The sequence below is a fragment of the Niastella caeni genome (assembly GCF_004834005.1).
GTDB classification, from domain to species: domain Bacteria; phylum Bacteroidota; class Bacteroidia; order Chitinophagales; family Chitinophagaceae; genus Niastella; species Niastella caeni.
The window spans coordinates 115,347-141,040 of record NZ_STFF01000015.1 but is presented as its reverse complement, the minus strand read 5'-3'; the positions used below and the strand labels follow the sequence as shown (position 1 = coordinate 141,040).

Genomic DNA, 25,694 nt, shown 5'->3' with positions numbered 1-25,694 from the left:
TGAACCGTTACTCTTTGCGCAGCGCGCTCCGGGTTTCTTTAATGGTTTTAATGCCACGTTCTGTTTCTTTCTTCAACCTGATGAGTGTGCCTTCATCGTCATACTCATAAAAAGTGGCGTAATTATTCTCATCCAGCTCGGCCATTAATCGCAGGTTCACCGGGTTGTACACGAACGATTTCATATTTCCATTGAATGGCACTATACGCACATCATCAAAATAAACCGGCGCCGATGAAGTGGCATTCATCCAGAACGTTACATTGGTGGCCGTTGCCGGAACGGTCAGCGTATCTTCAATCCGTTGCCAGCCGTCTATAATTTTTCCGGATGGGCTACAATAAAAAGCAGTATTTGCTTCATCATTAAAGTAAAGCTGCAATGCGCCGTTGTTATTATTACCATTTATGCAACCTGTTTCCTGCTTTACCCAGGCGCTAACCACTACTTTTTGTCCCTGTATGGGCGAGAACTTCCTGTGGGTTACATGGGTAGCGGTAGGTGGCTTGAATTGTACGCACCAGGTGGTGTCGTTAAAGATGGTATTGCTTTTAACGGTTGCTACATTGGAACCATCAGGATACAATTGGGTGCGCGGTACTACTTCTCTGGCTTGCGGATGTACACCCTGACTTTCCCATTCCAATTTGGCCTGGTAATCGTTATTATAAATATCCCAGAGTATTGATACCGGATACAACTCACCTGCCTGTAGCGTAATGGTATCGGTTTGAAAGGCCGTTGCATACGGATGTGCATTATTTTCCATCGGTCTGCCGGAAGTGATCTGTTTGGTTACACCATTGCTGGTAATATATATTGACATAATATTTTTTACAGTAACCCAGAATTTATAAACACCTGTAACCTTGGGCTGTATATAGCCCCTGAATGAATAATAAAGACTTGTTGTGCGGCATGTTCCCAATACTGGGTTGATACCCGTTTTATAATTTACATCCGTGGTATAACCGGTACTCAACGGTGGCTTATTATTAGCATAAACATAGCAACCATTGCTAATGGTATAATAATAATTGCTTAACCCTGTTCCACTCCCCGACACCGCCGTATCGATGAATGGGATTGAATCTTCCTTCATTGACAATTCAGGCTTCCAATCAATTTCAGCCGGTGAGCCTATCGGAATTTCTTTTGATATTGCATGATTACCATTTAATCGCAAACTGTATAAACCGGTATGGCTTACCGTATCTACCAGGGTGGCATCAGTGCCCAGGTCAACATGCCGGTTAAGCAGGCATTTTTTACAGCTGTCTGTCTGGTAGCCATAATCTTCAAATCCATCAAAAGCGATCTCGCGGTTTTTGGCGTTTTGCGCTACGGCTATTGGCAGGGTTTGGTTATACCCATATTGGCCTGCATTGTAACGGTTCAATGGGTCATGGTTCTCTATTTCATAGCCCTTGTTGTTGAACCGGGTCAGCTCGCTGTTCCAAACCCAGCGGGAAGTATCTGTAGAGCCTGCCAGCCTGGAACTGCTGAAAGCCCAGTAGGGTTCAAAATCCTTTATTTCGCCATAAGTTCTGATATTGGTAGTATCGGTAATAGCTGTTTGCTTCCTGTCGCCGTAATACGTATAGGCGCGGTCCATTCGCCAGTTGCCCAGGATGCCGAACCGGTAAAAGTTAACTGCCGTATCGTTGATGTTGGGTTTACATACGAATGAATCAACCAACTGGTCAAAACAATAATACCCGCCTGATGGGGTAACCGAAGTAGCCACCCGGCCTAATGGATCAGAAGCATAAAAAACTGGCGGTGATCCGTTTGCACAGGGATCATAATAGGTGATCTCTATGTAAGGCCTGCAGTCTGACATTTCTGATGGACATTCATCGGGTGTTTTACCGGCGTTGTAGGTTAACTTATTTTCACTGTTTGTAGCTCCGGTTTTATCAAGTAATCTTATCCGTAAACCAGGTGACACAACGAAATTGGAACTGTAATAATGGTCCAGCATATCCTGTGCCATGTCCGTAATATTCAGCACTTCATTTCTGTACGTATCTTGTCCATGTGGAGTTGCAGGTATCAATATGCGATGCATCGTATCGATGGTAGAGTTATCATCGGCAAAATAAGGTGTTACTTCAGGCCCCCCATAATACTCACCACCAGGAATAGCTTCCCTGGGCCACTTCGCTTTGAGCCGCTCCAAATAACAGGCATTACTGTTTCGGTAGTTTTGATGGGGGCTTCCCTGGCGTCCAAATAAATGCAACGTGGCAGTTTCAATCAATGCACCCTGGGGAATCCCGCTTAAATTAAATCGCAACCAACTCTTCAAATATTCATCCCAATTTCCTGTTCCAGCATCATATGAATATGAGGTGAAAATATTCACACTTGGCAGCGCCCCTAATTTACGGTTACCACCATTCGGCTTGTAATCATGTATTGCGTAATTATCGGTTGCAAACGCCGTGTCTCGCTTTAAAGTCATTCTTCTAAAAGAAATAACCTGAGTATCCTTAGCATAAGTAGTACTATCAACCTGCCACAGATCTTTAAACTTTGCAGCATTGGCCGCAATAACATGCGTTGCCGTATCAAATACAAACCGGGAAGTATCGTTCACTTTGCGTATGGGCGATTGCAGGGAGGTTATACTTCCTACAGAAACACCCGCCATATTACGTTTACCCGAACGGATAATACGCAAACTTTGTGCATCACATGAATACGGGATCCCATCCCTGTCAATAAAATAAATACCCTTTTGCCCCTCTTTTCCCTTTGATGCATCTACCGCCCAGATCTTTTTATAAACAGATGAATCTTTGAACTGGTAATAGTCATCACTGCAATGATCATCGGTTGCCAATATCCGCTGATCTTTTCCCAACACCAGCAATTCATCTCCACTCTCAAAGTACCGTTCTACTGGAATGCGTTGGTTGGAAAGATTGTACATGATCCCCTTTCGAAAATTCACGCTGTCTAAAATGGTACCTATATTCTGATAAGCTGGCCCCATTCCCGTATACACCCAGTGCGCCGGGTAATTGAAATTGTAAACCGGGTCATCAAATTCATTGTTGGTTTGCGATAACAATACATCCCCGGTCTCCCCATCGTATACCAGGTTACGGGTGCTCACCTTGCTGCCTTTTTCAATATGAATTACACTATCCAGGATGCCATACCGGTTCACTATTTTCAACACGGAAACAGCCCGGTACCGGTTGGTTTCGCCATTGAACAATGGAATTACAGTAAATAAGGGCATAGGCGGCATGGGGGGCGGCATACTAACCAAATCAAAATTGGCTTCCACATTACCGCTGGTGGTTGTTGAAGTTTGCTCGCGCACATCGATCATTACTTCCACTTCCTTACCTATTTCACCGGCTGTATCTACAACGCCATTAGCATTGTTTGCAACTGCCACTTTATTCGACAATCTGGGTTGCCCTGCATTATCGTTTACCAACCGGTAATAATTATAGGTATAACTGATGGGGTTTTTCAGATCGTTCTGGGAGTACGTAACCTGCGACTTTGGTTTGCCGTTCATATCGTTCAGCTCTATTTTGAATCCCTGGCTCAGCGTTACATAGTTGCGTGCGTCAAAAGTGAACATGCTTGTAATGGGACTCTTGTATGATTTCTTGCTGTCGGCATCTATAGGGGTGTACTCAATAAGCGTTGGAAAGTCTTTTGAGGTATAGAACTCGGTTTCATCAAATCCATTGGCTGACTTTTTATCCTTATGAATGGTTTGCACCCTGATCTTACTGTATCCTACCGAAGCGCCCGGGAAGAATGTTTCAGCAAATGGCTCTTCGGTGTACAGGTAATTGGTAGGCGCCAGCGCGCCCACCTTTTCTGAATACACTTTGGCCGGCACATGGAACGGGTTCTCATCGCCGCCGATCATTGGTTCATAGGAAGCCACTCCACTACTGATGGCTGTTTTTTCGCCATTAACCAAAATGGTATCGGTATAGGTATATGTTTGTCCATACCTTGCATACTGTTGACCAGACATTGCATTCCAGTTATCGAACAACTCGGTTTTTTTCACCCGCAAACCGCCACCAAATTTTTTATAGATGGGGTTATCTAACCTGACAAACGATTTATCCACCTCCACACTGCGACAACGGTTATTATTCCGCGCCTTATTTTCAAAGGCAGATTCTTTCAACAAATTCAACACCGGACTGATCACCGATGAAAGCAAACCCACCACTGTACGGATATCAATTTTATCGCCCGGCTCAGACCAGGGATAGGCTTTGGAAGGCAGGTTCAACCGCAGGAATTGAATAGCGGCAGTTGCAAAGGGACTTTCATTCCCTTTGATCGATTTCACTTTTATCCAGATGGTTTTATTGTTTATATGCGAGGCAACGCCATAATTTTCAATTTCCGCATAACAAGGAACCAGTTCAAAGCCATTTCCCCATTTGTCAGCAGGCATATTCACTGCCAGCTTAAAGAACAATTGGGTTACGCCATCCAGGTATTTACGCGCAATATCGGCCGGATTGTTAACTGATTCTGTAACGTTTATAAAGACATAATGATAATCGTTATTGACATTACCCAGCGGATACAGCTTCGATTGCGGGTTGCTGTTTTGCGAACTGCCAAAACCGGCGATCGTAAAGAACTGCATGGCCCGTTTGTTCTGCACATACGCGTAATCATCCGACTCATACGTGACCTTTAGTTTACCACCAGAAGGTAATTTGATCTCTGACAAGGTCCAGGGGGCAGCATTGTTTGCTGCGCTGTCGGCATTCCAGCTCTTTACTCCTGTTTGCAGCGTATAGGAATAATCAGCATTGGTTAAAGCCTGCCCATTCCCGGGATTGTTATCCGGTTTCTTATAATTACCCCAACGGTCAACTGATCTTTGGGAGAAATCGGGGTTAAGGCCATAGGTAAATACGTAAGGATTGCGTTGGCCTTTTGTGTTTTTATTATAGGTAAACCAAACCCTCTTTAAGGTAAGCTTTCCGCTATCGACGTCCGATCCCGGATTTTTTTTACATAACTCATACGTATAATCAAAGTGAACTGTCTTAATCGGACGGGCGGCTATTCCATTCTTTAAATAATCGGCCTTTGTATACAGGTTGATCTCTTTTAACTTGTATAATTTCTGGCCGGTATTCTTTCCTCCATCTTCACCACTTACTCCATACCCATCTTTACGATTGGCATCCAGCACAAAGGTGGCGATCATGGTCTTTGACTCGATCGAATTCAAATACCAAACCTCCCGCTCACCGTAGGTAAAACTGCCCTTATCATCGCGGCTATCGGTTTTTAAGCCTTCATTATAAGAGGCCGTGTCACTGTAGTAAGGCGCCCGCCATCTATAGGGCACGTTTAACCCATGTACCTGACTATAATTGAATTTTACCGCATCTCCGTTGTCATCTTCCGTGATACCATCACCAGTAAGGTCGACATAATCGTTCGACAAAATACCTGATAGCAGGAAAGAATGGGAATAGGCCCCCATCTGCTCCTTGTTATAATAGCCATCTTTCCCTTGCTTATTGCCAATTGATTTATCCGTTCCGCTATACTTAACCAGGCCCGATGCTTTATCCCCCTCCTGTTCGATGGCCATGGTGACCTCAACCTGTGATTTATTATATACCGGCACTCCATATACGTACCTGCGGCCATCAGGGTTCAGTACAGTGATCTCTGAAAGGTGATGGTCCCGCCGCTCGCCTTCATTACGCTTAATAGTTTGGTACCCGTTGCAATTACTTGCCGGAAATGTATTGATGGAATACGATTTGATCTGTTTGTCGAGCCCCACTTCGTTAGCCTCAAGCGCGGTGAGATAAGATATTACCTGCCCCCGTTTATCTCTTTGCCTGCGCACCGTATTAAGATCGAAAGTAAGTTTACTTATTGCGCGGGCGTTTTTAAATAGCGACATATTACGTGTAGCCGTAACAAGCGAGTTATTGCTAATTCTGGATGCCAGATCAACGCGCATCAGGGTGTCGCCACCCAACGCCTGCTGGTATAATTTATCAACAGCCGTTTTTTCACCCGGGTTTTTAAAATATACATTCTCAAATGTGGTGTCGGCAGACCTGAATTTAATAACATCTACCAGCCGGTTATCGCCGGTCCAGGCATTGTTTTCAGTGATGGCATTAACCACGTTGACCTCTGCCCCTGCTTTCAAGATGCTTCCAAAACCAATGTCTGTTCCAATATTGGTATTAACACTTTTGGTCGCCATTTTGTGGTCATACACGTAACCGATATCACTACGATAAGGCCGGAACATACCACCGGTGCCTTCCCCGCTTATTGACCAGGTATCATAAGTATAAATAGGCACAGCAATGTTCGGGGAGCTTTCGCTCCAGGCTACATCTTTTTCGCGGTTGTAATCCAGCAGCACCTGCTGGTTGTTGTTCGCCTTTTCGTAATACAGGTAACCATACGCAGGCAGGGCAAGTGTATGATCTGCAACCTCCTGAACAGACATATATGCCTGGAAATTTTTACTGGGAAAAAAGCCCCAGATTTCTTTCCCAACTTTTGCCCGGAAAGAAGCGCCCCAGGAAGTATAAGGAACTGTAATAGTTGGGGTATAGGATGGCTGGGAAAAGGATATTCTGGAGCTAAACTTTACTCCACCGCCAAATTTTTGGTTTTTAGCAGCATTCGCTTCCCGTTTAACCTGCCCCGTGATCTGCAAATTTTGAATACCGGTGCGACTATTATAATTGGTACCGATGGTTATGCCGCCCTGTAATTGCGTTTCTTTGGAACTCAATGCAAAACCCATGGAAGGGCTAATATCTGTTCCATTTTGTGAATTCATGCTAATCGATAGTCCGCCAGACAAACTTCCGTGCGACCCGGCGCCTATGCCGATGCTCATGTGCATCGCTCTTTCAATACCCCACCCCTTATACGTATTATGAAAAATGCTGTTTTCAGTAGAAAGCCCAAAATTCATTGGCGCTCCTACAAGTTCCCCTCCTCTGCCAAATGCGCCGCCAATGGTCCTGTTAGGCTTTATACTAACAGTTTTGGTTATCTTATCATCCCCGCCCTGAAAATCATCCGGCAATCCCCGCATATTACGCGAGATCACGCCCGGATTGATATTCCAGCCAAGCCCTACCCAACTGGCTTCCTGGTCCATGGTAATGCCACTTTGATAATGCAAGTTCACCGGGTAACCGCCTACATCGAGCAAAGGAATGTTATAAGAGAAATCGCCCGTAAAAGGATCTACCAGGTTATTGGAGTTTACCGATTGGAAACTTTGCGTTTCCGGCTGTGTGGGGCCGGTAGTAACAACGCCGTCCGCTTTTACCGGCTTCTTATTCTTACTCCCTGTTATTTTTTCCGGCGCCTTATTGGCTCCTTTATTAATGAAAGGTTCCCTGCCGGCAACCGCTGCCTTCCAGGTATCTGCACCATATAGTTTTATCCCGGCTGGTAAAGGCCGTGCATTGGCCCTGGCAACAACCGGTACGCACACCAGTTCCAGGTAAAATAAGGCTACTAAAAACCAGGCAATAGCTTTCGGGTTACGCGCTAAAGATTGAAGCATTACTATTAATTTTCTACAGTGTAGGTTACAGTATGGTTATTGTTCGTCGGGTTTTCTGTATTCAAATTTCAGGTACCAATGTTCTCCCCGGTCATTGGTAAGCTCAAGCTGGTACAGGTGTTTATCTTTTAATCCATTTTCACCCACATCAAGGCTCAGGTAATTGGCGCCTTGCTTTACCGCCAGGTACGATGAATCTAACTGCACGGACAGATGAGCGCTGTTACTGATGTCGGTGATCTTTATTGGTACGGTGTTGCTGTTTACATCATGCTGGTATAAAAAGCGCAACACATTTCCGGTAATGGTATAAGAGGCATCCTGTTCCCTTCGTAACTGGGCATAAAATCCCTTGTTGGGCGCCCGGAATGTATCGGTAGAAAATTTCTGTATGTTGAAACTCCATACTTCGCTATTGGCTATAGGCGACAAATTATTCTTTGCCGTTACCCGCCACGCATAAATTTTACCGGTATCGAGTTCAGGCATCGATAAAGGATATTGCAAACTGGTAAATGAAATATTCGATTGCAGCAACACGGGTACATTTTGCTGAATGGCATCTGCCGCGCTTTGCGTTGCCTGCACTTCTACCAGCAGCCAATCGTACAACAAATTGCTGAACGAATTATAGGGTGTTGGCGGCAGCCATGTAAATAATGGCCGACGCAAGAGCACCCGATCACTGTCTGCCGGCTGTATCAATTGCGGCGGACTGATTGGCTCTACTTCTGCCGTCACACATTCTTCTACTGCCGGGGCTGAGTGAACGTCGATCCATTGGGTCAATGTATAACAGATATTGAACACCCCCACCGGTAAAAAACCATTGGGACTGGCATCGATGGTATAACCCGCGCCGGCCGTATAGGTAATGGGCGCCACCGAATTAACGTTGATCGCTTTGGCGCCTGCAGGTAATAAAAAAGTATTGGTTGTGCTGGTCAACACCGTTTGACCCGTGCCTGCATCTGTCATTACCATTTGCAACTGGGCTGTCATGGAGGCGCCCGTGGTATTGATCAGCGACATGTTCCATAACTGGGGTTTAATGGTAAGGCCTAAGGGCGGCAACTGCAAGGTGATTACCACCTGCGCCTGCGCGCACCACCCCATCATCAGGCCAATAACCAGCAATAGTTTTTGCTTCATGTTATTTGAAATTAAATGTCTTTATAAATTGAACGGTCCCCATTTCATTACGTACGAGTCCGTGTTTATTACCCGGCAAATAGCCATGCTCGTAAGAAATAAATAACAGGTCCTGTTTCATGACCCGGATGCTGGCCGATACATAGCCACCGGCTTTGATGGTTTCATGATTCAGGTTATTGATCTTGATACCAATACCTACCGTACCAAACTTTGGGATATTGGGTTGAATGCTGCCATCCAATATCTGTAGTGTGTAATTGCCGTTTTTCGTATAAGAAATACCGGCATTGGCGGTAAAGGAATTAAAATAGAAGGTTTGTGCCAGGTAACTGTTGGTGGCATTATAGTACAGGAACCCGGTATCGCTGCTGTTGTTATAAAACTTATTCAGCATGATGGTGGTGGCCATCTTCAACTGACGTACGGGGTATAAATGATATAACGTAGCATTCAACGCTTGAAAGCGGTTCTCCATCACCTGCTCGCCTACCTTCGTATATTGTGAAAGCGGCTGATACCCTACAGTCACCACCGGCCATTTACGCATACGCAACGTGGCGGTGAGGCTTTTAAAGATGGTATTGCTTTTATAATCCTGTACAATGAATGGATTGGAGAATTCATTCCTGCGTAAAGAAGCGGCTATCCGTAGTCTTCTTTTGAACAGGTTTTGATCGGCTTTTACATACCAGCTTTCCATGGCGGCGTTGGTAGTGTAGCTGCTGAACGATTGGTAATTGGCGCCTGTCTTTTTATACAATGCTTCGATCCTTGATTGGGTAGCAGGTATGGTTGAATAAAGTTTGAAGGCAACCGCCTGGTTATTCCTGTCGGATAAGGCAAATTTGTTGCCTTCTGCCGGCGGATTATTGCGAAAATCGGGCGTTACCGATTTTGCTACCTCTGCCGTCAGGTACGAAGTGCGGTTGATCGCCCACCGGCTTTCTGCACTAAAGCCGGTTACCGGAATGGCCGGATTGACAGCAGCGCTGGAAGCAAACAATTGTTTTTTTCCTTTGAAGGCAGAGAGGATAAAATAATTCTTTTCCAGTTTGCCTATCCCCGCCCGCACCATGGCCAGGTACTGCGGCTTTCTGTTGCCATTGCCCACCACAAAATCCCGGAAACGATAATTCACAGCACCTGCCATCAGCGCCAGGTAATACCAACTGTTGTACTCAAAATTGATCCCGTTCACACTGACGTTTTTGGCGGTTAGTTCGCTGTAGTTAACCGGGCTTCTGCCCACACTGAAATTGCGCACCCCTAACAACCACCGGTACTTCGCGGGTATGTTCAGGTCCTCCATCCCATACTCCTGCAATTTGTTTTTCCATGCCCGGGCCGACTGCAGTTCATTCCAGTTGCCATTGATCAGTTGCCGGTACTGGTTGATCTTTCTCAGGTTGGCCTGGTATTTTGCCTTTAAGGAATCTACCTGTGTATGTAACTGGTCATATTTGCCTTTGGTATCCTTGTACAGTTGAAGAAAATGAGCAACCGCTTTTTTTATAGAATCTTCTCTATGCAGGTTCACACTATCTGGCAAACTCCCATCCCAGGTTAATTTGGGCACTTTCAACATTTCATTGGCCTCGATGAGTTTCTGCGGGTTAAAGGCGGCCTTTAATGTATTGCCCAGGGCAGCAAGATCTGCCTGCTTTAATGCATATAATTTCTCCAGCAGTGAATCTTTAATGGTAGGCGCCAGCGCTAATAGGCGTTCGCGCATGGCTGTTCTTAACTTGTTTTGAAACGCAGCGCCATTAAAGGTTGCCTGCACATCGTAGATATTTCTGAAGAACTGCGAATTGCTTTGTCGCAGCCAGTAATTAACCTGTATGGGAAAAATGCCGCCCAGGGTTACATCCCAGCGACCGGTTATATTATGTTGCAGGATATTCCTTTCAGCATAAGGCGTATCGATAAGCGATCGGTAATTGCCATTGTAACACACCATGCCGCCATTTACCCTAAAGACAGGACGGGTGATAAACAGCTTTTTGAAAGGATTTTTGAAGTCTACGGTAATAGTATCTTTCGCTATTTTCTTTATATCATCGATCGGGCGCAGGGTTTGCTTAACGGTATGATTGACCGGGGACTGGGCATGTACGGCAACAGCGCATACCTGTAATATAAAGATCAGGCTGCTACAAACAAAAAGATACATACAACATGGGTAACGTTGTACCATGCCGGGTTCTAGGGGGTTTAGGGTCAAAAAATATTCAGGACGTTTTTACAAACGTCTTATTAGTGTATATGATCGCAGTAATACTAATTCAGTACAGGAAACAGGCGTATTGGATGAAAAAGAGGCGCAACAGGAATGTGCATCATCATATTATTATTGTGCCTAATACATTTAACCAGGAGATAAAAGTATAAAAAAAACATATACAAAAATAAAACGCATAATATTTAATGTTCACGTGACTAACTTAAACCGGCAGCTTTTGTAATACTTTCTGCTTTTTGATTTATCACAGTTTTACCGGGTCACACTTTCCATTTTCTACATTAAATGGTACGTTGGAGTTACGAAAAAGCCAGGCGGTGTGCCTGGCTTACTGGTCATGTATGTATTTCGGAAAAAGATCAACCAAATTGTAAAGAAGCGCGTTTTTGTATATAGATCACCTTCTTGTCCATCTTTTTTGTATACTTATCTTCCCGCCCCCACTCCATAAATATTTTATTGGTGGTATGTACCGGAACCAATATTCTACTGGCGGCTTTATTCGAAAACAGGTAATCTATACAATTATTCAATCCCTGAAGAATGGCATCATGTCCTGCATTTGGCGCTATTTGCAGTCGAAGGGTATAATCGCCGGGCTGAACCGCATGGCCCAAACCCAGGTCATCAAATACTGCTTCGCAAATAGCTGCCTCAAAAAGAGGCTGATCTTTATCCCACACCATGACGGCGTGTATAAAGCTCGATGCGGCAATGCTTTCATAAAATGGCATCAGGCCCGCTTCATCAACCCCCGTCCATTGCCGGATGTACCGGATATCATCGGGTATCACAAAAGGTTTGATGGAGATCTCCACCTCCATATGGCTTTCCAGTTGCACGTAACTGATCATCATTTGACATTTTAATCAACCGTCACAGCAATAGATAAACCAATAGCTGTAACAGCAATCAATAAATTGGTTTCAACAAATGAGTTATCAGGGAACAGGATGCACTATACTACCGGGGAATCGCTATTATGAAAGGTGGTTAACAGTGAAAATAGCTCGAAGACGAATAAAGGTACATCTTTAGTCCATAGAAAACAAGGTAAATACTTTAGCATTTGATTGCCATCACATTAATACTCAACAGGAATCCTGTAATAGTATATCCATACAGGGCAGATTTTTAGCATATAAACCGTTGATCAAACACAAAAATTTATTTCCATTTTCATAACGGCATGTTTACCAGTTTTGGTAAATTTCCCTAATTCACCATTTAAACCTTTTCCAATGTATCAGGTTCACTTATCCTTAAAGGATCTGCAAAAGATCCATAATGCTGCCCAAATTATCAATGAAAAGATAGAGCAACATTATACCATCCCCGAGTTAGCCGAACTGGTTGATTTACCAGAAAAAAAATTAAAAGCCGGCTTTAAGCATTTATTCAATACAGGTGCGTTCAGATACCGGTGCCAACTCCTCTGGCATAAGGTAAAAAACCTGCTGTTAGCGGATAAACCGCTAAAAACGATTGCCCAGGAAACGGGATTCAGAGATAAAAGCGCTTTAATAAAAGCCTTTAAAAATGAATTTGGGAGCACACCTATTCAATGGAAAAAAGACCAGGAGAATAAAGTAACAGCATAAGAAAAATTAAGCCCGCCCATTTTAATGCAAAAAAGGCGACAGTCTACCGCTGCCGCCACTTTGCATTTATTTTAATTATTCGGTTCTTTTTGTGCAGGAAGATGATTATGTTTAAAAATTCAGTGCATTCACATTATTAAGTTTCAAAAAATATTGCATAGGTAATCACGGTAACGTAACTTTCGGATCGCAAATATTCCTTACCGTGAAAATCAAAACCTACGCTTCGTATTTCTTCGTTCCATATTCCCTTAGACCATTTTTTTTCACTGCGATCCTGCTACTGTTATTTCAATGTATGGCCTCCACTGCATGGAGCCATTCGATCGCGATCGATCAACCGAAGCTGCATAGTCCGGTAAAGAACGACCCGGCCTATTCATTGTTGTCACCGGAGTTTAAATGGACATACGGAACCGGTTCTACCCCCGCCAACGTGGTGTATGACATTTACCTTGGTACTAATGCCGCTCAGTTACGGCTGATAGCAGAAAATTGTATCGATGGTAGTTTTAACGACTCCTGTCTTATTTATACCAGCCAGGATACCTTCAACCTGTTTTATATAAATTCACTGAACAGGAACACTACGTATTACTGGAAAGTGGTTGCCAGAAACAATACCGGCGCCAGCACTGCCAGTGAAGTATGGGCATTTACAACGGGCAGTCCGAACCTGTATTCACCCGATCCACCAAATTATATTTCACCTGTAAATAACGCTATAAACGCGGCTATTTCCCCTTTGTTTGAATGGCAGGCAAGTACCGATGCAGACGGCGATAAACCAGTATATGATCTTTACTTATCAACAAGCCCGTCGCCAGCAACCCTGGTTGCGGCCAACCTTTTAAATCCCTCCTTCAAACTCAATACTCAACTACAAGATAATACCACCTATTATTGGAAAGTTATTGCACGCGATCGCGATGCAGGCGGCCGGGAAACCAGCAGCGCCATCTGGAAATTCACCACGCAAAATACAACGCAGGATACTGGTGCAACCAATTTGCGCGTGTATTACCGCTATAGCGACCCTGTCTTTTTATATAAATTTGAAGCCGCCGCATTAAACCCGGCTTTTACAATAGCCACCCCGGCATACACTACCCGCGGCAGAACAACTATTAAAGATGCGATAGCGATCGTACTGGATTATACCGACCCGAATACGGTCGTTAGTTTTGATCTGCCCACTGGTTTTACCAGTACATCCAACATCATATACAACAATGAACTGCCTTCCGGCGCCACGAAATATTTTCAGATAGAAGGTAATTTTGCCACTCATAATACGATAACTGTCCATTTGCAAAACGGCCCAATAACGCGTTCCTATACCATCGATGCGCAGATCAACCAAAAGCCAACTATCCCTGTGCTGCTGGAACCGGCCAATGGAGCAGCCAACGTAATTACACAACCGGAATTCAAATGGAGCGGCGGAGACGACTCAGACGGCAATACCCTGTTATATAGATTATACACTGGTACGTCTGCAAATAATTTAATCAGCGCCGGATTGGTGGCGAATAAAAAATCTATAATACCTGCGATCCCGTTGGCAGGCGCACAAAAGTATTACTGGAAGATCTCGGTAATGGATGCAGACAACGAAACTGTAGAAAGTGCGGTACACTCATTTGTAACGCAAATCATGCCACTTACAGCGCCTTCACTGCAATACCCGCGGGAAATTTCAACGTATGTAGAAACCAATGTAACACTGGCCTGGAAGTACCAGGACGATCCGGCGATCAGTTATGATATTTACTTCGATAAGAACAGTACGCCGCAACGGATTGCCCAGGGCGTAACCGGCACTACTTACACGGTACAAAACCTGGCGCCGAACACTACTTATTACTGGAAAGTGCTTGCTGTCGATCAACAAGGCGCAACAACCAGTAGCAAGACCGGGCAATTTATTACCAGGCCCGCTAATGGCAATGAAACAGGTACGTTTACGGATCTCCGCGATGGTCAAATATACCAATGGGTAGCGATCAACGGACGCAAATGGATGACCCATAACCTCGCCTATAGGCCGCAGCCCAAAGATGGATATTATGATTACGAAGTATTCAGCAATGGGAAAAGTTATGTAGCGCTGAACAATAACAGCCAGAACATTTCAAAATACGGCTATTTGTACAATTGGGAAGGCGCATTAAATTTCGATAGCGAAACAGATACGGCCGCCAATAAACAAGGCGTGTGCCCCTGTGGCTGGCATGTGCCTACGAATGCCGACTGGCAATCATTGGCTCCATTAAATACAAATACACCTGTTTCCCTTCATTACAGCAACTGGACAATTCCCGGCAAAGAAAACGACTGGCTCAACACAAGCGGGCTCAGCCTGCTGCCTTCGGGATATTATAGTACACTGGTGTTACCAGCAGGTTTTCAAACCAATGCATTCCAGTTCTGGCTGGCCCAAACCAACCGCACCACCACCAGCCAGGCAGGTTATACCTGGAATACCGCCCAAAATAAATTCATTGGCAATATTAACAATACCGCCGGCTATGCATCTGTGCGTTGTGTAAAAAATGCCACGAACAATCATGCACCAGGCAAACCGGCGCTGCAAAGCCCGTTGAATAACAGTACGCATACGAATTACAGCATGCTGCTGCAATGGGTTGCTGCAACCGACACCGATGGGGATGCCATCACGTACGACCTGTATGCAGATACATTACCTGATCCTGCTCAATTAATAAAATATGGATCAACAGGTACTACCTATCAATTAACCGAACTGCAACAAAACAAAAAGTATTACTGGAAAGTAAGGGCCCGCGACCCTCATGGAGAAGTAACGGAAAGCGATGTATGGATATTCACTACGCAACCCAACAACAATACGCCACCTGCTGCCCTGCAATTGCAATTACCAGCGAATGGAAGTACCGGCGTAAACCCGGCAGCGGTGAACCTTACCTGGACGGCTGCTACCGATGCAGGCGGTGATGCGGTTACCTATAACCTGTATGTGGGGAAACAACAAGCCACGCTGCAATTAATTGCAACCAACATTACCAGTACCGCCTATACGCTGAATACAATAAACAGCAGCACAAAATATTTCTGGAAAGTAGTAGCCCTTGACGGACGCGGCGGTGTAACGGAAAGCAGTGTAAACAATTTTACTACCGTGAACCATGCACCAACAGCCCCCTTACTATTAACCCCGGCGAATGGCATGCAGGGCGTTAAAGAGCAGCAACTGACCTGGGCGCCCGCAACAGATGCAGATGGCGACCCCGTTTATTACCGCGTGCTGTGGGGAACTGACCCTGCCGCTTTGTATTCAAGTTCCGAGATAACAGGTACGTCCTTCAATTTTGGCGGAACAGCTACCCTGCAAAACTCCCTTTATTACTGGCAGATCATTGCCACAGACCAAAAAGGTGGTGAAACTGCCAGCGAATTGCGTCCCTTCAGAACTTATAAAAATGAATTGACCAATCCTGGTATAACGCCTGTAACGCCGGTGCACCTGAGTACAGGTGTATCTTTGACGCCAGCGTTGAGCTGGACAAAACCTTTGCCGAACGTACAATATGACGTGTATGTTGGCCTGCCCGGATACTCTCATTTTATACAGGTTGCTCAGGAGCTTACCGACACGCCGTTCGTGTTAAATACATTAGAAGGAAAACCACTACGGCCCCATTATGCGCATCGTTGGAAAGTAGTGCCCAAAGATGCAACTGGCAACATCTATACATCCGATGAATGGGTATTCACTACCCGCAACAGTTTGCCCACAAAACCTGTGCTCACGCTCCCTGCCAACGGCGCAACCAATCAACCTTATTCTGTAACACTTACATGGACACCTGCCAATGACGCTGATGGTGATCTGTTGTTGTATGATATATATTCAGGCGCCAACCCTAACCCCACTACCCTGCTGGCAGGCGATCTTCAGCAAAATACATATACCGCTTCGTTGCAACAACCGAACACAACATACTACTGGAAAGTGGTCGTTAAAGACGGTTTTGGCGGTACCATCGCCAGCGATGTATACTCCTTTACCCTGCAAAACAACACGCAGAATACAGCGCCCGAAGCGCCGCAGCTGATCAGTCCGCTCGCTTATGAAAGCAATATAAACAGCCCGGCCATCTTGCAGTGGCAGGCGCCCTTCGACATTGATGGAGATGCGCTCTTATACGACGTATACGTTAGCACCAGTAAAACCTTTACTACGCCGGTTGCAACAGGGCTCAGCGCGTTGCAGTATATAACCGGCGCATTGACCCATGGCGTTACCTACTACTGGAAAATAGCAGCGCGCGATGGAAAGGGCGGCGAAACAGCAAGCCCGGTATGGAACTTTACAGCAAAGAACAATGCGCCTGCAGCGCCGGTTTTGCTTACGCCTGCAATGAATAATGTATTATCAGGCGCAACTACCCAGCTTACCTGGTCAGCAGCGCAGGATGCAGATAATGATGCCATTGTATACGATGTGTACATGGATAAAAACCAGCAACCTGTTACGTTATTGGCAAGAGGAGTAACCACCTTATCCTATAACACGCCTGCGATTGGTAATAATGAAGTTTATTACTGGAAAGTGGTGGCGCGTGATGCACTCGGATCAGAAACCTCCAGCATGGTGTTTGCCTTCAAAGGAAAGAACGAAGCACCTTCTGTCCCTGCTTTGCAATTGCCTGCCAACAACGGCCACATTGCAGCAGCAACAGCTACGCTCGTATGGAATGCAAGCACCGATGTTGACAGCGAACCAATTGGTTATGATGTATACTTTGGCGCCAGCGCAGCATCATTACAAAAAACAGCAACAGTATTTACCACTTCCTTTACCACCGGTACATTAACCGTTAATACCACGTATTACTGGAAAGTAGTGGCTACAGATAAACAACAGGGCGCCTCAGCCAGTGCGGTTTGGTCATTCACTTATCAGCCAGTAGTAATCAATCAACCGCCTGGTATGCCGCAACTCATAGCACCGGGCAATAACAGTATTGACGTATCCGTACAGCCAACTGCATTTAACTGGACAGCCGCAACTGACCCGGAAAACGATCCGGTTAAATATGACCTGTACGTCTCCACCAATAACCAGGCAGCTACCAAAATTGCGAGTGATCTGTCCACTACAGCGTATACCTTGAGTAACCTGGCAAACAACACAATGTACTATTGGAAAGTAATTGCCAAAGACGATCATGGCAATAGTACAACAAGTGCGATCAGCCAGTTTACTACCAGGGCGCTACCAACGGCCACCAACGATCCGGTGCTGGATGAAGCCATAACTATTTCGCCTAATCCAACCAGCGGCCGCATTATGATCATTTTACCGGAATTGTTACATAGCTGGGATATTGAATTATATAATTCAAACGGATATAATCAATATCACCGCATTGTTAATGGATATGTAAGAAAGCTGGAGTTGTTTATACCCGGCAAAGGCATTTACTTTATTCGCTTAACCAATAATAAGAGAACAGTGGTAAGAAAGATTGTAGTGCTGTAACAGGAATGCTTAGGCATCTTATACCAAAGACCCGCTAAATGCGGGCCTTTGGTCGCATGGGTTATCACACATCAAAGCTGGATAGTGGATTCTAAAAAGGGACTTTTTTTTATAGGATTATAGTCATGTGTTAACGGTCGGTACGGAAAAAAGTGCTTTTTATATATTACTATTATTGAGTAATTATATTTTTTTTACAATCACCTTCCAAGCTGCAAGTAGGCAAAATTTTGTCGTAAACCGGGTAGTAATAATTGGAAAAAAATAGAAAAATAACGGTCTGGGTGCAGTAAAATGTCAATTATACACGAATTTAGTACATTCCTTCGAATACATTTACTATTATTGCAATATCAGTGCTTTAAAAACAGGTTCCCATTGTATTTTAACCCAAAGCGTTACATTATTGAAAAGAATTTTAATTGCCGACGATCATAATATTGTAATAACAGGAATAAGTGTTCTTGTTAGAGCAGAGTATTTAAATGTGCAGATAGATGAATGCAGCGATGGCGACAGCGCCTGGAAGCAAATTCAATCCACTGCATACGACCTCTTTATCATGGACATCAACATGCCCGGTACCGACTCGGTTAATCTTTTAAAAAATGTTTTCTCCATTCAGCCGAAACTGAAGGTGCTGATCCTTAGCATGAGCAGCGAAGAAATTTATGCCATGAAATACCTGCAGTTGGGGGCCATGGGATTTATCAATAAAGATGCCGATGCACTCGAGATCCGCAAGGCTATTGTGAACGTAATGAACAATAAAAAATATTTGAGCCCCAGGTTACAGGAAAGCATTAACCGCGACGCAATAACAGGCGCTCCCAACAATTTATTCGAAAACCTGTCGGCCCGCGAATTGGAAGTAATGACCCACCTGATAGAAGGCAAAAACGTGTCGGAGATCGCGGAAATATTATCTATCCATATTTCTACCGTGAGTACGCATAAAGCAAATATTCTGCAGAAATTAAAAGTCAACAATGTAATAGAGCTCACCAGGATAGTTAACCGCTTTGATCTTGCCTGAAAGTAAGCGTGATCCGGTTGCCTGTTTCACCGGGGCGGTCGATATACAGTTCTCCCTGGATCCTCGCTAATAATTCCAGGATGATCTTATAACCAAAGCCATGGCTGTTCTTATCCATCTGGTACGTATTGTTCAGGATCTCCGCCACCAATTCCCTGTCCATACTTTTGCCGGTATCAGTGATAATGATCCGGACGGCCGCCGCGTCCTGTATGGCATCCATCGTTATCTCGCCTTTAAACATGTACTTATTGGCATTATCGGCCAGGTTGCGGATAATAAGCGATAAGATATTGGTATCGGATACCAACGTAATATCCGCCGGCACCAGGTTTAGCACTTCATTATTACGGATGGCCGCCGCTGGCTGGTATAATGAAACGATGCCTTCCACGATCTCGCGAAGCACAATTCTTTCCTTCCGGATAACAAATCCTTCCTTCTGCGCATTCGTCCAGGTAAGAAAATCCTGAGTAAACTGGTTCAGGTCATGCGTTGCATTCCTGAACCTGAACAACGTTTCATCCAGCTCCCGGGGAGAAACCTTTTGGTAATTCTCATAAATATGGGTGGCCATGAGATGCAGGAAGCGTATAGGAGAGCGCAGGTCATGCAGAATGAGGGCGATCATTTTTCCTTTTACCAGGTTACTGGCAGACAGCTCCCGGGTTCTTTCTGCTACCTTTTGTTCTAACAGCTTTGCCCTTTTTGCCTCACGCGCATAGCGAAGCCAGAAAAAATAGGAAAGAATACCGATGCCGGCAATTGCAACCAGCAGCAGGAACCAGATGGTTTCATACCAGAAAGGGAGAATGGTCCATTGCACTCGCTTATAACTATACCGGCCATAATGCTCATGCTTGCGAACGATGAGCGTGTAACGCCCTTTGCCCAAACCGGTAAGCTCTAACCTGCCATCGGCACTTACAGGACGCCATTTGTCATCTAATTGCGGAATGGAATATTCAAGATGCAGGTTGGCCGGGTTACCAAAATAGGGAGAAGCGATCGCAAACACCAGCGGGCCCGAATTCTGCCGCTTTTCAAAATGATTATCGGATCGGACGCTTTTGTCGTCTGTGAAAATACGGTCGATGAATATCGGGTGTTCAGGTGGCATCATCCGTATACTATCCGGTCTGAATTGTACCAGGCCTTCCAGCGAAGGCAATGAAAAACGACCGTCACGCATTACAATGCCACAGGGGGTACACCCGCCGTTGAACTCATTGGTAATAAATCCAGCGGACTTATCGAAATAATAGTAAAAGACCTCTTCTTTATTTCCGCTGGCATAGCTGTCGAGTTCCCGTTTGGCAACTCTGTACAATCCTTTATTGGTGGGCAACCAAAAATAACCCTGCCCGTCTTCCAAAAAACAATGAACGCTGGCCAGGTTATTTGCAGCATCGACAGGCATTTTATGATACCGTCCCTGATCGTATTTATAAAATCCCTGTCCATAAGTACCTATCCACACGCTTCCATCGGTTGCTTTGTAGATAGCCCTTACAGCAGCATCAGGCAACCCCAAACGGCGAAGCTTACCTTTTACCAGATCATACGAAAACAATCCCGATGAAGTCCCTATCCATAGATCATTGGGACCCATTTCGCGGATCACCTGTATGTATTCAGGCATTTCCAGTAATAAGGTGGCATTCTCCCCTCTTCGCCGGAATAACTTATTCGGCGTGCAGTACAGGAGGTCTTTATTTGCGGCTTCGATGATCGCCATTAACCAGCCGCCGAGGTATTGAACCGTGACCGGTTTTCGTAAGCCGGTATCGATCTTTTTTAAAGAATCATAACTGGAATACCAGATATAGCCATCAGATGATCGCAGTAAGGCAGGCCGGTCATACAAGCCCGGCGTAGCTCTATTCAGTACACTATTCCGGTTCAACACACCGGATGAAGTGAGAATGTTGCCAGCCGATATTTCCACCTGCGCATACAGGCTGTTGATGGCATAATGGTCGCTGGTAAAGGATAGCGGTTGGAACTGATGCAGTTTGAGAATGTACAATCCACTGGTGGCTGTACCAATGTACAGTGCTCCATGTACCTGATCGTAGATTATTCCATTGATATTTTTTATAGTTGTATTAGCGGCCAGTACTTCATAATCCAATATGCCGTTTCTTATTTGCAACACCAGTATATTTCCTTTGTATACCAGGAATGTGTGGTTATCATCTCTTATGGCCTTTACCGTATACTGGCTTGGATATGCGCCCGATTCGGCCTGGTTGAAGATCTTGCTGAGCCGGTCACTGCATGTAATATTCTTTTGCCAATGGCCCTGCTGATATGCGTAGAAGCGATTCTGCCTGTCGACAAAGAAATAAAAACCACCCACCATAAACTGGATCTTTAGCGCATGGCCATCGATCTCATTCAGCAACTGAACATCGGCCGTATTATCATTGAGGTAATAATAATTTGAATCTTTTCTTACATACGCCAGCCTCTCATTCTCTGTTATCAGGTCGCCGTTAAGGTTGAATTTGCGTAATAGTCCTTTAAAGGCGGTTGAATCACGCCCCCATTTTTTATAGATATGATCGTAGTAAAATGTGCAGTTGTTCCAATGGTTGCACTGGTAGGGATTGGCAGAAAGGAGACTGTCTGCCTTAAGACAGTAATCGGCTGTTACGGTGAGAACCTGGGAGCTGGAAAAACCAGGTACCATGATGATCTTTCCCTTCACTGCATTCACCAGGCAACACCTGTTGGTGTATAAGGCAGGGGAATTAGCCATATTGTATTCCCTGAAATGCTGCCCGTCGAAGCGCACCATGCCCATTTCGGTGGCCAGCCATAGAAAGCCATTGCTATCGAAAGCCATGTCGTTAATGCTGTTTTGCGGAAGCAGGTTGTCGCTATTGTAATTGATAATACTATAGCCGGGCAGGCGTTGCGCTTTTGCCGGCAGCAACAGCAATAAATAAAAGCAGCATAGTACAAGGGTACGTAAGGGGTTGGGCATTAGTTATATCAGTTTTCTCCTACTAATCGTTGGAAAGATACGGCCCGCCGGTTTCACCCCAACCCCATTTGGGCATTGGCTCACTTTGCTTCATCGGGTTTTCTGTTAATTGCGAATTGATGACCGCTATCCGCGTTCCCCATTCCAAATACCCCACAAAAGCGGAACGAAATTCCGGGTCGCTTTTCAATCCCACTTCATCGGCAGTTTGTAACAATAACCTGATCCATCGCTGGCGTTTTTCCTCTGTAAGCATTTTACCAATATGCTTACCTACCATGGCGGCATGACTGCCGCCTTCCTGCGTATATAATTTTTCTCCGCCAAATACTTCCGCCACAAAATGCGAAACATGTTTTACATGTTCGGGCGACATGTTTTTAAACACTTCACCCAATAGATCATCTTTCACCACTTTAGCATAAAATGTTTTGAATAAAGTATCAAAGGTCTGCTGATCTCCTGCCCATTCGTATAAAGTAGGAATGTTCTTCATGTGTTTTTTTTGCAATTTACAAATTACGGACTTCCCCCCGTAATATAAAACACCGAAAACAAAATGGCATAATTATCGTTTTTAAGGGGGCATAACGTTTTTGGATATACTCCCGACATTCATTCAAAACCCAATCTTGTGAATCGAAACGATCTTTATATTCAGTTCAGGCAGCACTTTCAGGCGTTTTATGATCCGCTTTGTAAGTATGCTTACACCCTTGTAGCAGACCATGATACCTCAGAGGATATTGTACAGGAAGTTTTTGTACGCATCTGGGAAAAACACCAATCCATCATTCAATCACCACAGTTGCGCGCTTATCTGTACAGGGCTGTTAGAAATACCTGCTTTAATCACCTGGGATCTCAAAAACGAATGCCGGCATCTTCTATATCCAATACTGATCTGGAAGAAGAAGATACAATAAACTGGACTGTGGAAGAAGTACCGGATGAAGAAATACCCAATTACAGGGAGTTGTTGAGAAAAGGCATTGACCAGCTTCCTGAAAAGTGTAAGGAAATATTCCTGTTAAGCAGAACAGGAAACCTTAGCAACCAGGAAATTGCCGACAAACTCGGCATTTCCGTCAAAACCGTCAATAATCAAACCTGGAAGGCCATGAAACTGCTGAAAGCATTCGTGTGCAAAGCTACAGGCTGGCTCTGGCCCTTTGTTACTTATTTTTTTACCAAAATGTAACCTTGTCGATAGGAGTTTTCAAAAAACGCCTGTCTTATTACCATACATAGTTATGATACAAATACCCCAACATAGTGACGATACAAATACCCGAACATATATTACTGCTTGTTGAGGCAGCACTGAAAGGCCAGCCAACCAGTGCAGATACGGAAACACTGCGGCAGTGGCGTATGGAGAATGGATCGCATGAAGCCGTTTACCGGCAACTGAAAAAAATATGGGAGGAAGCGGGTGTCATAATACAGGGAACAACATATAATGCAGATAACGCCTGGAACAAAGTAAATCTTCGGTTGGCATCCGGCTGTTTTTAGGCATATATAAACAGTCGCAGAATTTATTTTAAATTTTTTTTCTGTACGATAGGAATATTTCAAACAGACCAGTTGTATAGGTATAAAAAATAAAACATGACAACAAGAAACCTATTGCTGGTATTATTTTCATTGATAATTTTTAATGCGTGTAGTAAAGACGGTGATGATGAAGGTAATCCCGGGGGCACACCAGGCAATACAAATGAATATAAACCAGGCAAAAAGTTATTAATAGATGATTTGGCATTGTATACCAGTAACGGTATTATCAGAGATCAGCCTATTATCAGGGATTTCATGACACGTAATTTTCCTGAGGATATTAGCAGGTTCAATATTGGGCAAACTACTGTCGGGGATCACAACATTTCCACGAACATTATTTTCCTTGACAACAACAAAGTAAAGCTGAACGATATAGAGATGGAGATCGTTAGTAAAAACGATAAGGAAATGATACTGTCACCATTAGACTCGGCCGCTATGCCGGGAAGCGATCCGCTGGGGCATTGCAAGTTATTGCATAACCAGGTTCCGCAGTATAATCCTTATTCAATTTGCCAGTCGGCAGGTGGAAACTGCAAAAAGTATCGCAAAGCATACCCGGTTATCATTGAAGGCGGCAACTATTTCCTGCCTTTACTCAAATATGCGTTGGTAAGTAACTGTAATATCTTTACTTACACTTCAAAGCCTTTGCCTAATTACTTTAATAAGAATATACCCAATGGCATGTTGAAAAGCAAGGACTCCTTATTGGTGCAGGTTTCCCGCTTACCATTGACAAAATAATGCTGAACGAAAGACCAAAAAGAGGCCGGCTTTTAACAGGCCGGCCTTTTTATTTGAATTACTTTAAATGTATTTATTAATAGTAATAAATATCCATCCTCCCGCAATGATCGCAAGTAAGATCCATGCCATCCAGGATATAAGTATTTGAGCCTGCCAGGTAATACGCATTGTTTGAAAAAATCCATTCATACAGCGTAAAATTATTCGGCGCCCTGATGGCAACATTATACGTACCCTTAGGGATTGGTCCCAGTTCATAGTCGGTCACATTGGGATAGATATAATAGAAATAGGTGGTACCTGTAGCCGTATTGGTGTATGTGGCGGTAAATTGTTCATTGGTTTGGTTGGTGACTATAATTGATATGTTTGGACTCACACAGGAGCCTCTTACATTAGCATACCACTGGCCATATGCATCTATTTCGTTTTGCGCTTTTTGATCGGCATCGGCCTGGCTGATCAGGGAAGTTTTGGTACCTGCATCCACCCAATAGGTTACATTGGTGCCAATATCTCCGCCGGTACAGTTGTTCCTGGTAAAGACCTGGCTCCGATACGCATTGTAATATATTCTCCGGCAATTTGCCCATGTATTGGCATAAGCCTGGCCGTTGGCGTTTACATCGTCTTGCGCCAACTGATCTGCTGCAGCCTGGCTTACCCTTGACGTATAAGTGCGGGCATTCACCGTATAGGTTACGCTCGTGGGTTCATACCCGCTGCCACAGTTGTTTCGGGTAAAGGTGCCGTTTTTAGCTACATTATAGTAAGTAATGTATTCTACCTGGGTAACAGTAACAAAACTGGTGTATTTTTCTTCGCTGCCACAGGTAGCCCTTCTTTGATAAAAGGTAATATTTAAAGGTGGTGGTTCCGTACGGAGAACAATACTGCCGACCGCATGGGCGGTGGCGCTACTGAACGTTAAATTTTGCCCGGTAGCGCCCGGAATTTCCGAATAAAAAACACCATCAGTTGACATTAACCATTGATAGGTATACACCCCATTGCAATTGCCGCCGCTGGCTGCTGTGGCAGTAATGGTACCCGGAAGGGTGCCGATTACAATGGTTTGATTACCGCTGGTAATACAACCACCATGAAATAGCACGTCAGGGACAGCGGATTTTTTATGCACATCCTTTGTGAAGAATATGCTGGCAAGAGACAGGAGCAGGATGGCTATTTTATCTATACGATTTGATCGGTTCATTTTCTCAGGTGTTAGTTGCAGTGATCT

13 protein-coding genes are annotated in these 25,694 nt (G+C 44.5%); 6 read left to right on the top strand and 7 right to left on the bottom strand.

Annotation, left to right across the window (positions count from 1 at the left end; all coding sequences use genetic code 11):
• Positions 1-7: 7 nt before the first annotated feature.
• The 4 genes from FAM09_RS29775 to FAM09_RS29760 form a co-directional block, all read right to left on the bottom strand.
• On the bottom strand, positions 8-7,579 hold the full coding sequence (locus tag FAM09_RS29775; protein ID WP_136580826.1) for a GLEYA domain-containing protein: 7,572 nt from the start codon (positions 7,577-7,579) through the stop codon (positions 8-10).
• A gap of 36 nt (positions 7,580-7,615) precedes the next feature.
• Positions 7,616-8,731, bottom strand: coding sequence for a hypothetical protein (locus FAM09_RS29770; RefSeq protein ID WP_136580825.1), 1,116 nt, complete (start codon positions 8,729-8,731; stop codon positions 7,616-7,618).
• Position 8,732: 1 nt separating this feature from the next.
• On the bottom strand, positions 8,733-10,907 hold the full coding sequence (locus FAM09_RS29765; RefSeq protein ID WP_136580824.1) for a hypothetical protein: 2,175 nt from the start codon (positions 10,905-10,907) through the stop codon (positions 8,733-8,735).
• Between the two features lie 428 nt (positions 10,908-11,335).
• Complete coding sequence (locus FAM09_RS29760) at positions 11,336-11,833, bottom strand: acetyltransferase (RefSeq protein WP_136580823.1); 498 nt, start codon at positions 11,831-11,833, stop codon at positions 11,336-11,338.
• 384 nt (positions 11,834-12,217) lie between these two features.
• Between FAM09_RS29760 and FAM09_RS29755 the strand changes: the two genes are divergently transcribed.
• From FAM09_RS29755 to FAM09_RS29745, 3 genes are all read left to right on the top strand, one after another.
• Entirely contained in the window at positions 12,218-12,577 is a 360-nt protein-coding gene (locus FAM09_RS29755; protein WP_136580822.1) for a helix-turn-helix domain-containing protein, read from the top strand.
• 298 nt (positions 12,578-12,875) lie between these two features.
• On the top strand, positions 12,876-18,107 hold the full coding sequence (locus tag FAM09_RS29750; protein WP_136580821.1) for a glycoside hydrolase family 78 protein: 5,232 nt from the start codon (positions 12,876-12,878) through the stop codon (positions 18,105-18,107).
• 406 nt (positions 18,108-18,513) lie between these two features.
• Positions 18,514-19,143: a response regulator gene (locus FAM09_RS29745; RefSeq protein WP_136580820.1), complete on the top strand. Its 630-nt coding sequence runs from the start codon at positions 18,514-18,516 to the stop codon at positions 19,141-19,143.
• Here FAM09_RS29745 and FAM09_RS29740 read toward each other — a convergent pair.
• Together FAM09_RS29740 and FAM09_RS29735 are read right to left on the bottom strand one after the other, a co-directional pair.
• Positions 19,121-22,135 carry a ligand-binding sensor domain-containing protein gene (locus FAM09_RS29740; protein ID WP_136580819.1) on the bottom strand — a complete coding sequence of 1,005 codons (3,015 nt, stop codon included), beginning with the start codon at positions 22,133-22,135 and terminating at the stop codon, positions 19,121-19,123. The two genes, FAM09_RS29745 and FAM09_RS29740, sit on opposite strands and share 23 nt — an antisense overlap.
• Before the next feature lie 22 nt (positions 22,136-22,157).
• Positions 22,158-22,631, bottom strand: a complete 474-nt coding sequence (locus FAM09_RS29735) for a group II truncated hemoglobin (protein WP_136580818.1) — start codon at positions 22,629-22,631, stop codon at positions 22,158-22,160.
• Positions 22,632-22,769: 138 nt separating this feature from the next.
• Here FAM09_RS29735 and FAM09_RS29730 point away from each other — a divergent pair, with 138 nt between their 5' ends.
• From FAM09_RS29730 to FAM09_RS29720, 3 genes are all read left to right on the top strand, one after another.
• On the top strand, positions 22,770-23,336 hold the full coding sequence (locus FAM09_RS29730; protein ID WP_166437315.1) for an RNA polymerase sigma-70 factor: 567 nt from the start codon (positions 22,770-22,772) through the stop codon (positions 23,334-23,336).
• Positions 23,337-23,410: 74 nt separating this feature from the next.
• Positions 23,411-23,653, top strand: a complete 243-nt coding sequence (locus FAM09_RS29725; RefSeq protein ID WP_136580816.1) for a hypothetical protein — start codon at positions 23,411-23,413, stop codon at positions 23,651-23,653.
• A gap of 96 nt (positions 23,654-23,749) precedes the next feature.
• Positions 23,750-24,448, top strand: a complete 699-nt coding sequence (locus tag FAM09_RS29720; RefSeq protein WP_136580815.1) for a hypothetical protein — start codon at positions 23,750-23,752, stop codon at positions 24,446-24,448.
• Between the two features lie 76 nt (positions 24,449-24,524).
• Here FAM09_RS29720 and FAM09_RS29715 read toward each other — a convergent pair whose 3' ends face one another.
• The gene (locus tag FAM09_RS29715; RefSeq protein WP_136580814.1) at positions 24,525-25,667 is read right to left on the bottom strand and encodes a DUF5977 domain-containing protein; all 1,143 of its coding nucleotides are present in this window, start codon (positions 25,665-25,667) and stop codon (positions 24,525-24,527) included.
• Positions 25,668-25,694 lie beyond the last annotated feature (27 nt).

What these genes read in the sequence shown, in the direction of transcription:
- FAM09_RS29775 (WP_136580826.1), bottom strand. Translation starts at nt 7,579, where the DNA reads ATGCTTCAATCTTTAGCGCGTAACCCGAAAGCTATTGCCTGGTTTTTA.
- FAM09_RS29770 (WP_136580825.1), bottom strand. Translation starts at nt 8,731, where the DNA reads ATGAAGCAAAAACTATTGCTGGTTATTGGCCTGATGATGGGGTGGTGC.
- FAM09_RS29765 (WP_136580824.1), bottom strand. Translation starts at nt 10,907, where the DNA reads ATGTATCTTTTTGTTTGTAGCAGCCTGATCTTTATATTACAGGTATGC.
- FAM09_RS29760 (WP_136580823.1), bottom strand. Translation starts at nt 11,833, where the DNA reads ATGATGATCAGTTACGTGCAACTGGAAAGCCATATGGAGGTGGAGATC.
- FAM09_RS29755 (WP_136580822.1), top strand. Translation starts at nt 12,218, where the DNA reads ATGTATCAGGTTCACTTATCCTTAAAGGATCTGCAAAAGATCCATAAT.
- FAM09_RS29750 (WP_136580821.1), top strand. Translation starts at nt 12,876, where the DNA reads ATGGCCTCCACTGCATGGAGCCATTCGATCGCGATCGATCAACCGAAG.
- FAM09_RS29740 (WP_136580819.1), bottom strand. Translation starts at nt 22,135, where the DNA reads ATGCCCAACCCCTTACGTACCCTTGTACTATGCTGCTTTTATTTATTG.
- FAM09_RS29735 (WP_136580818.1), bottom strand. Translation starts at nt 22,631, where the DNA reads ATGAAGAACATTCCTACTTTATACGAATGGGCAGGAGATCAGCAGACC.
- FAM09_RS29720 (WP_136580815.1), top strand. Translation starts at nt 23,750, where the DNA reads ATGACAACAAGAAACCTATTGCTGGTATTATTTTCATTGATAATTTTT.
- FAM09_RS29715 (WP_136580814.1), bottom strand. Translation starts at nt 25,667, where the DNA reads ATGAACCGATCAAATCGTATAGATAAAATAGCCATCCTGCTCCTGTCT.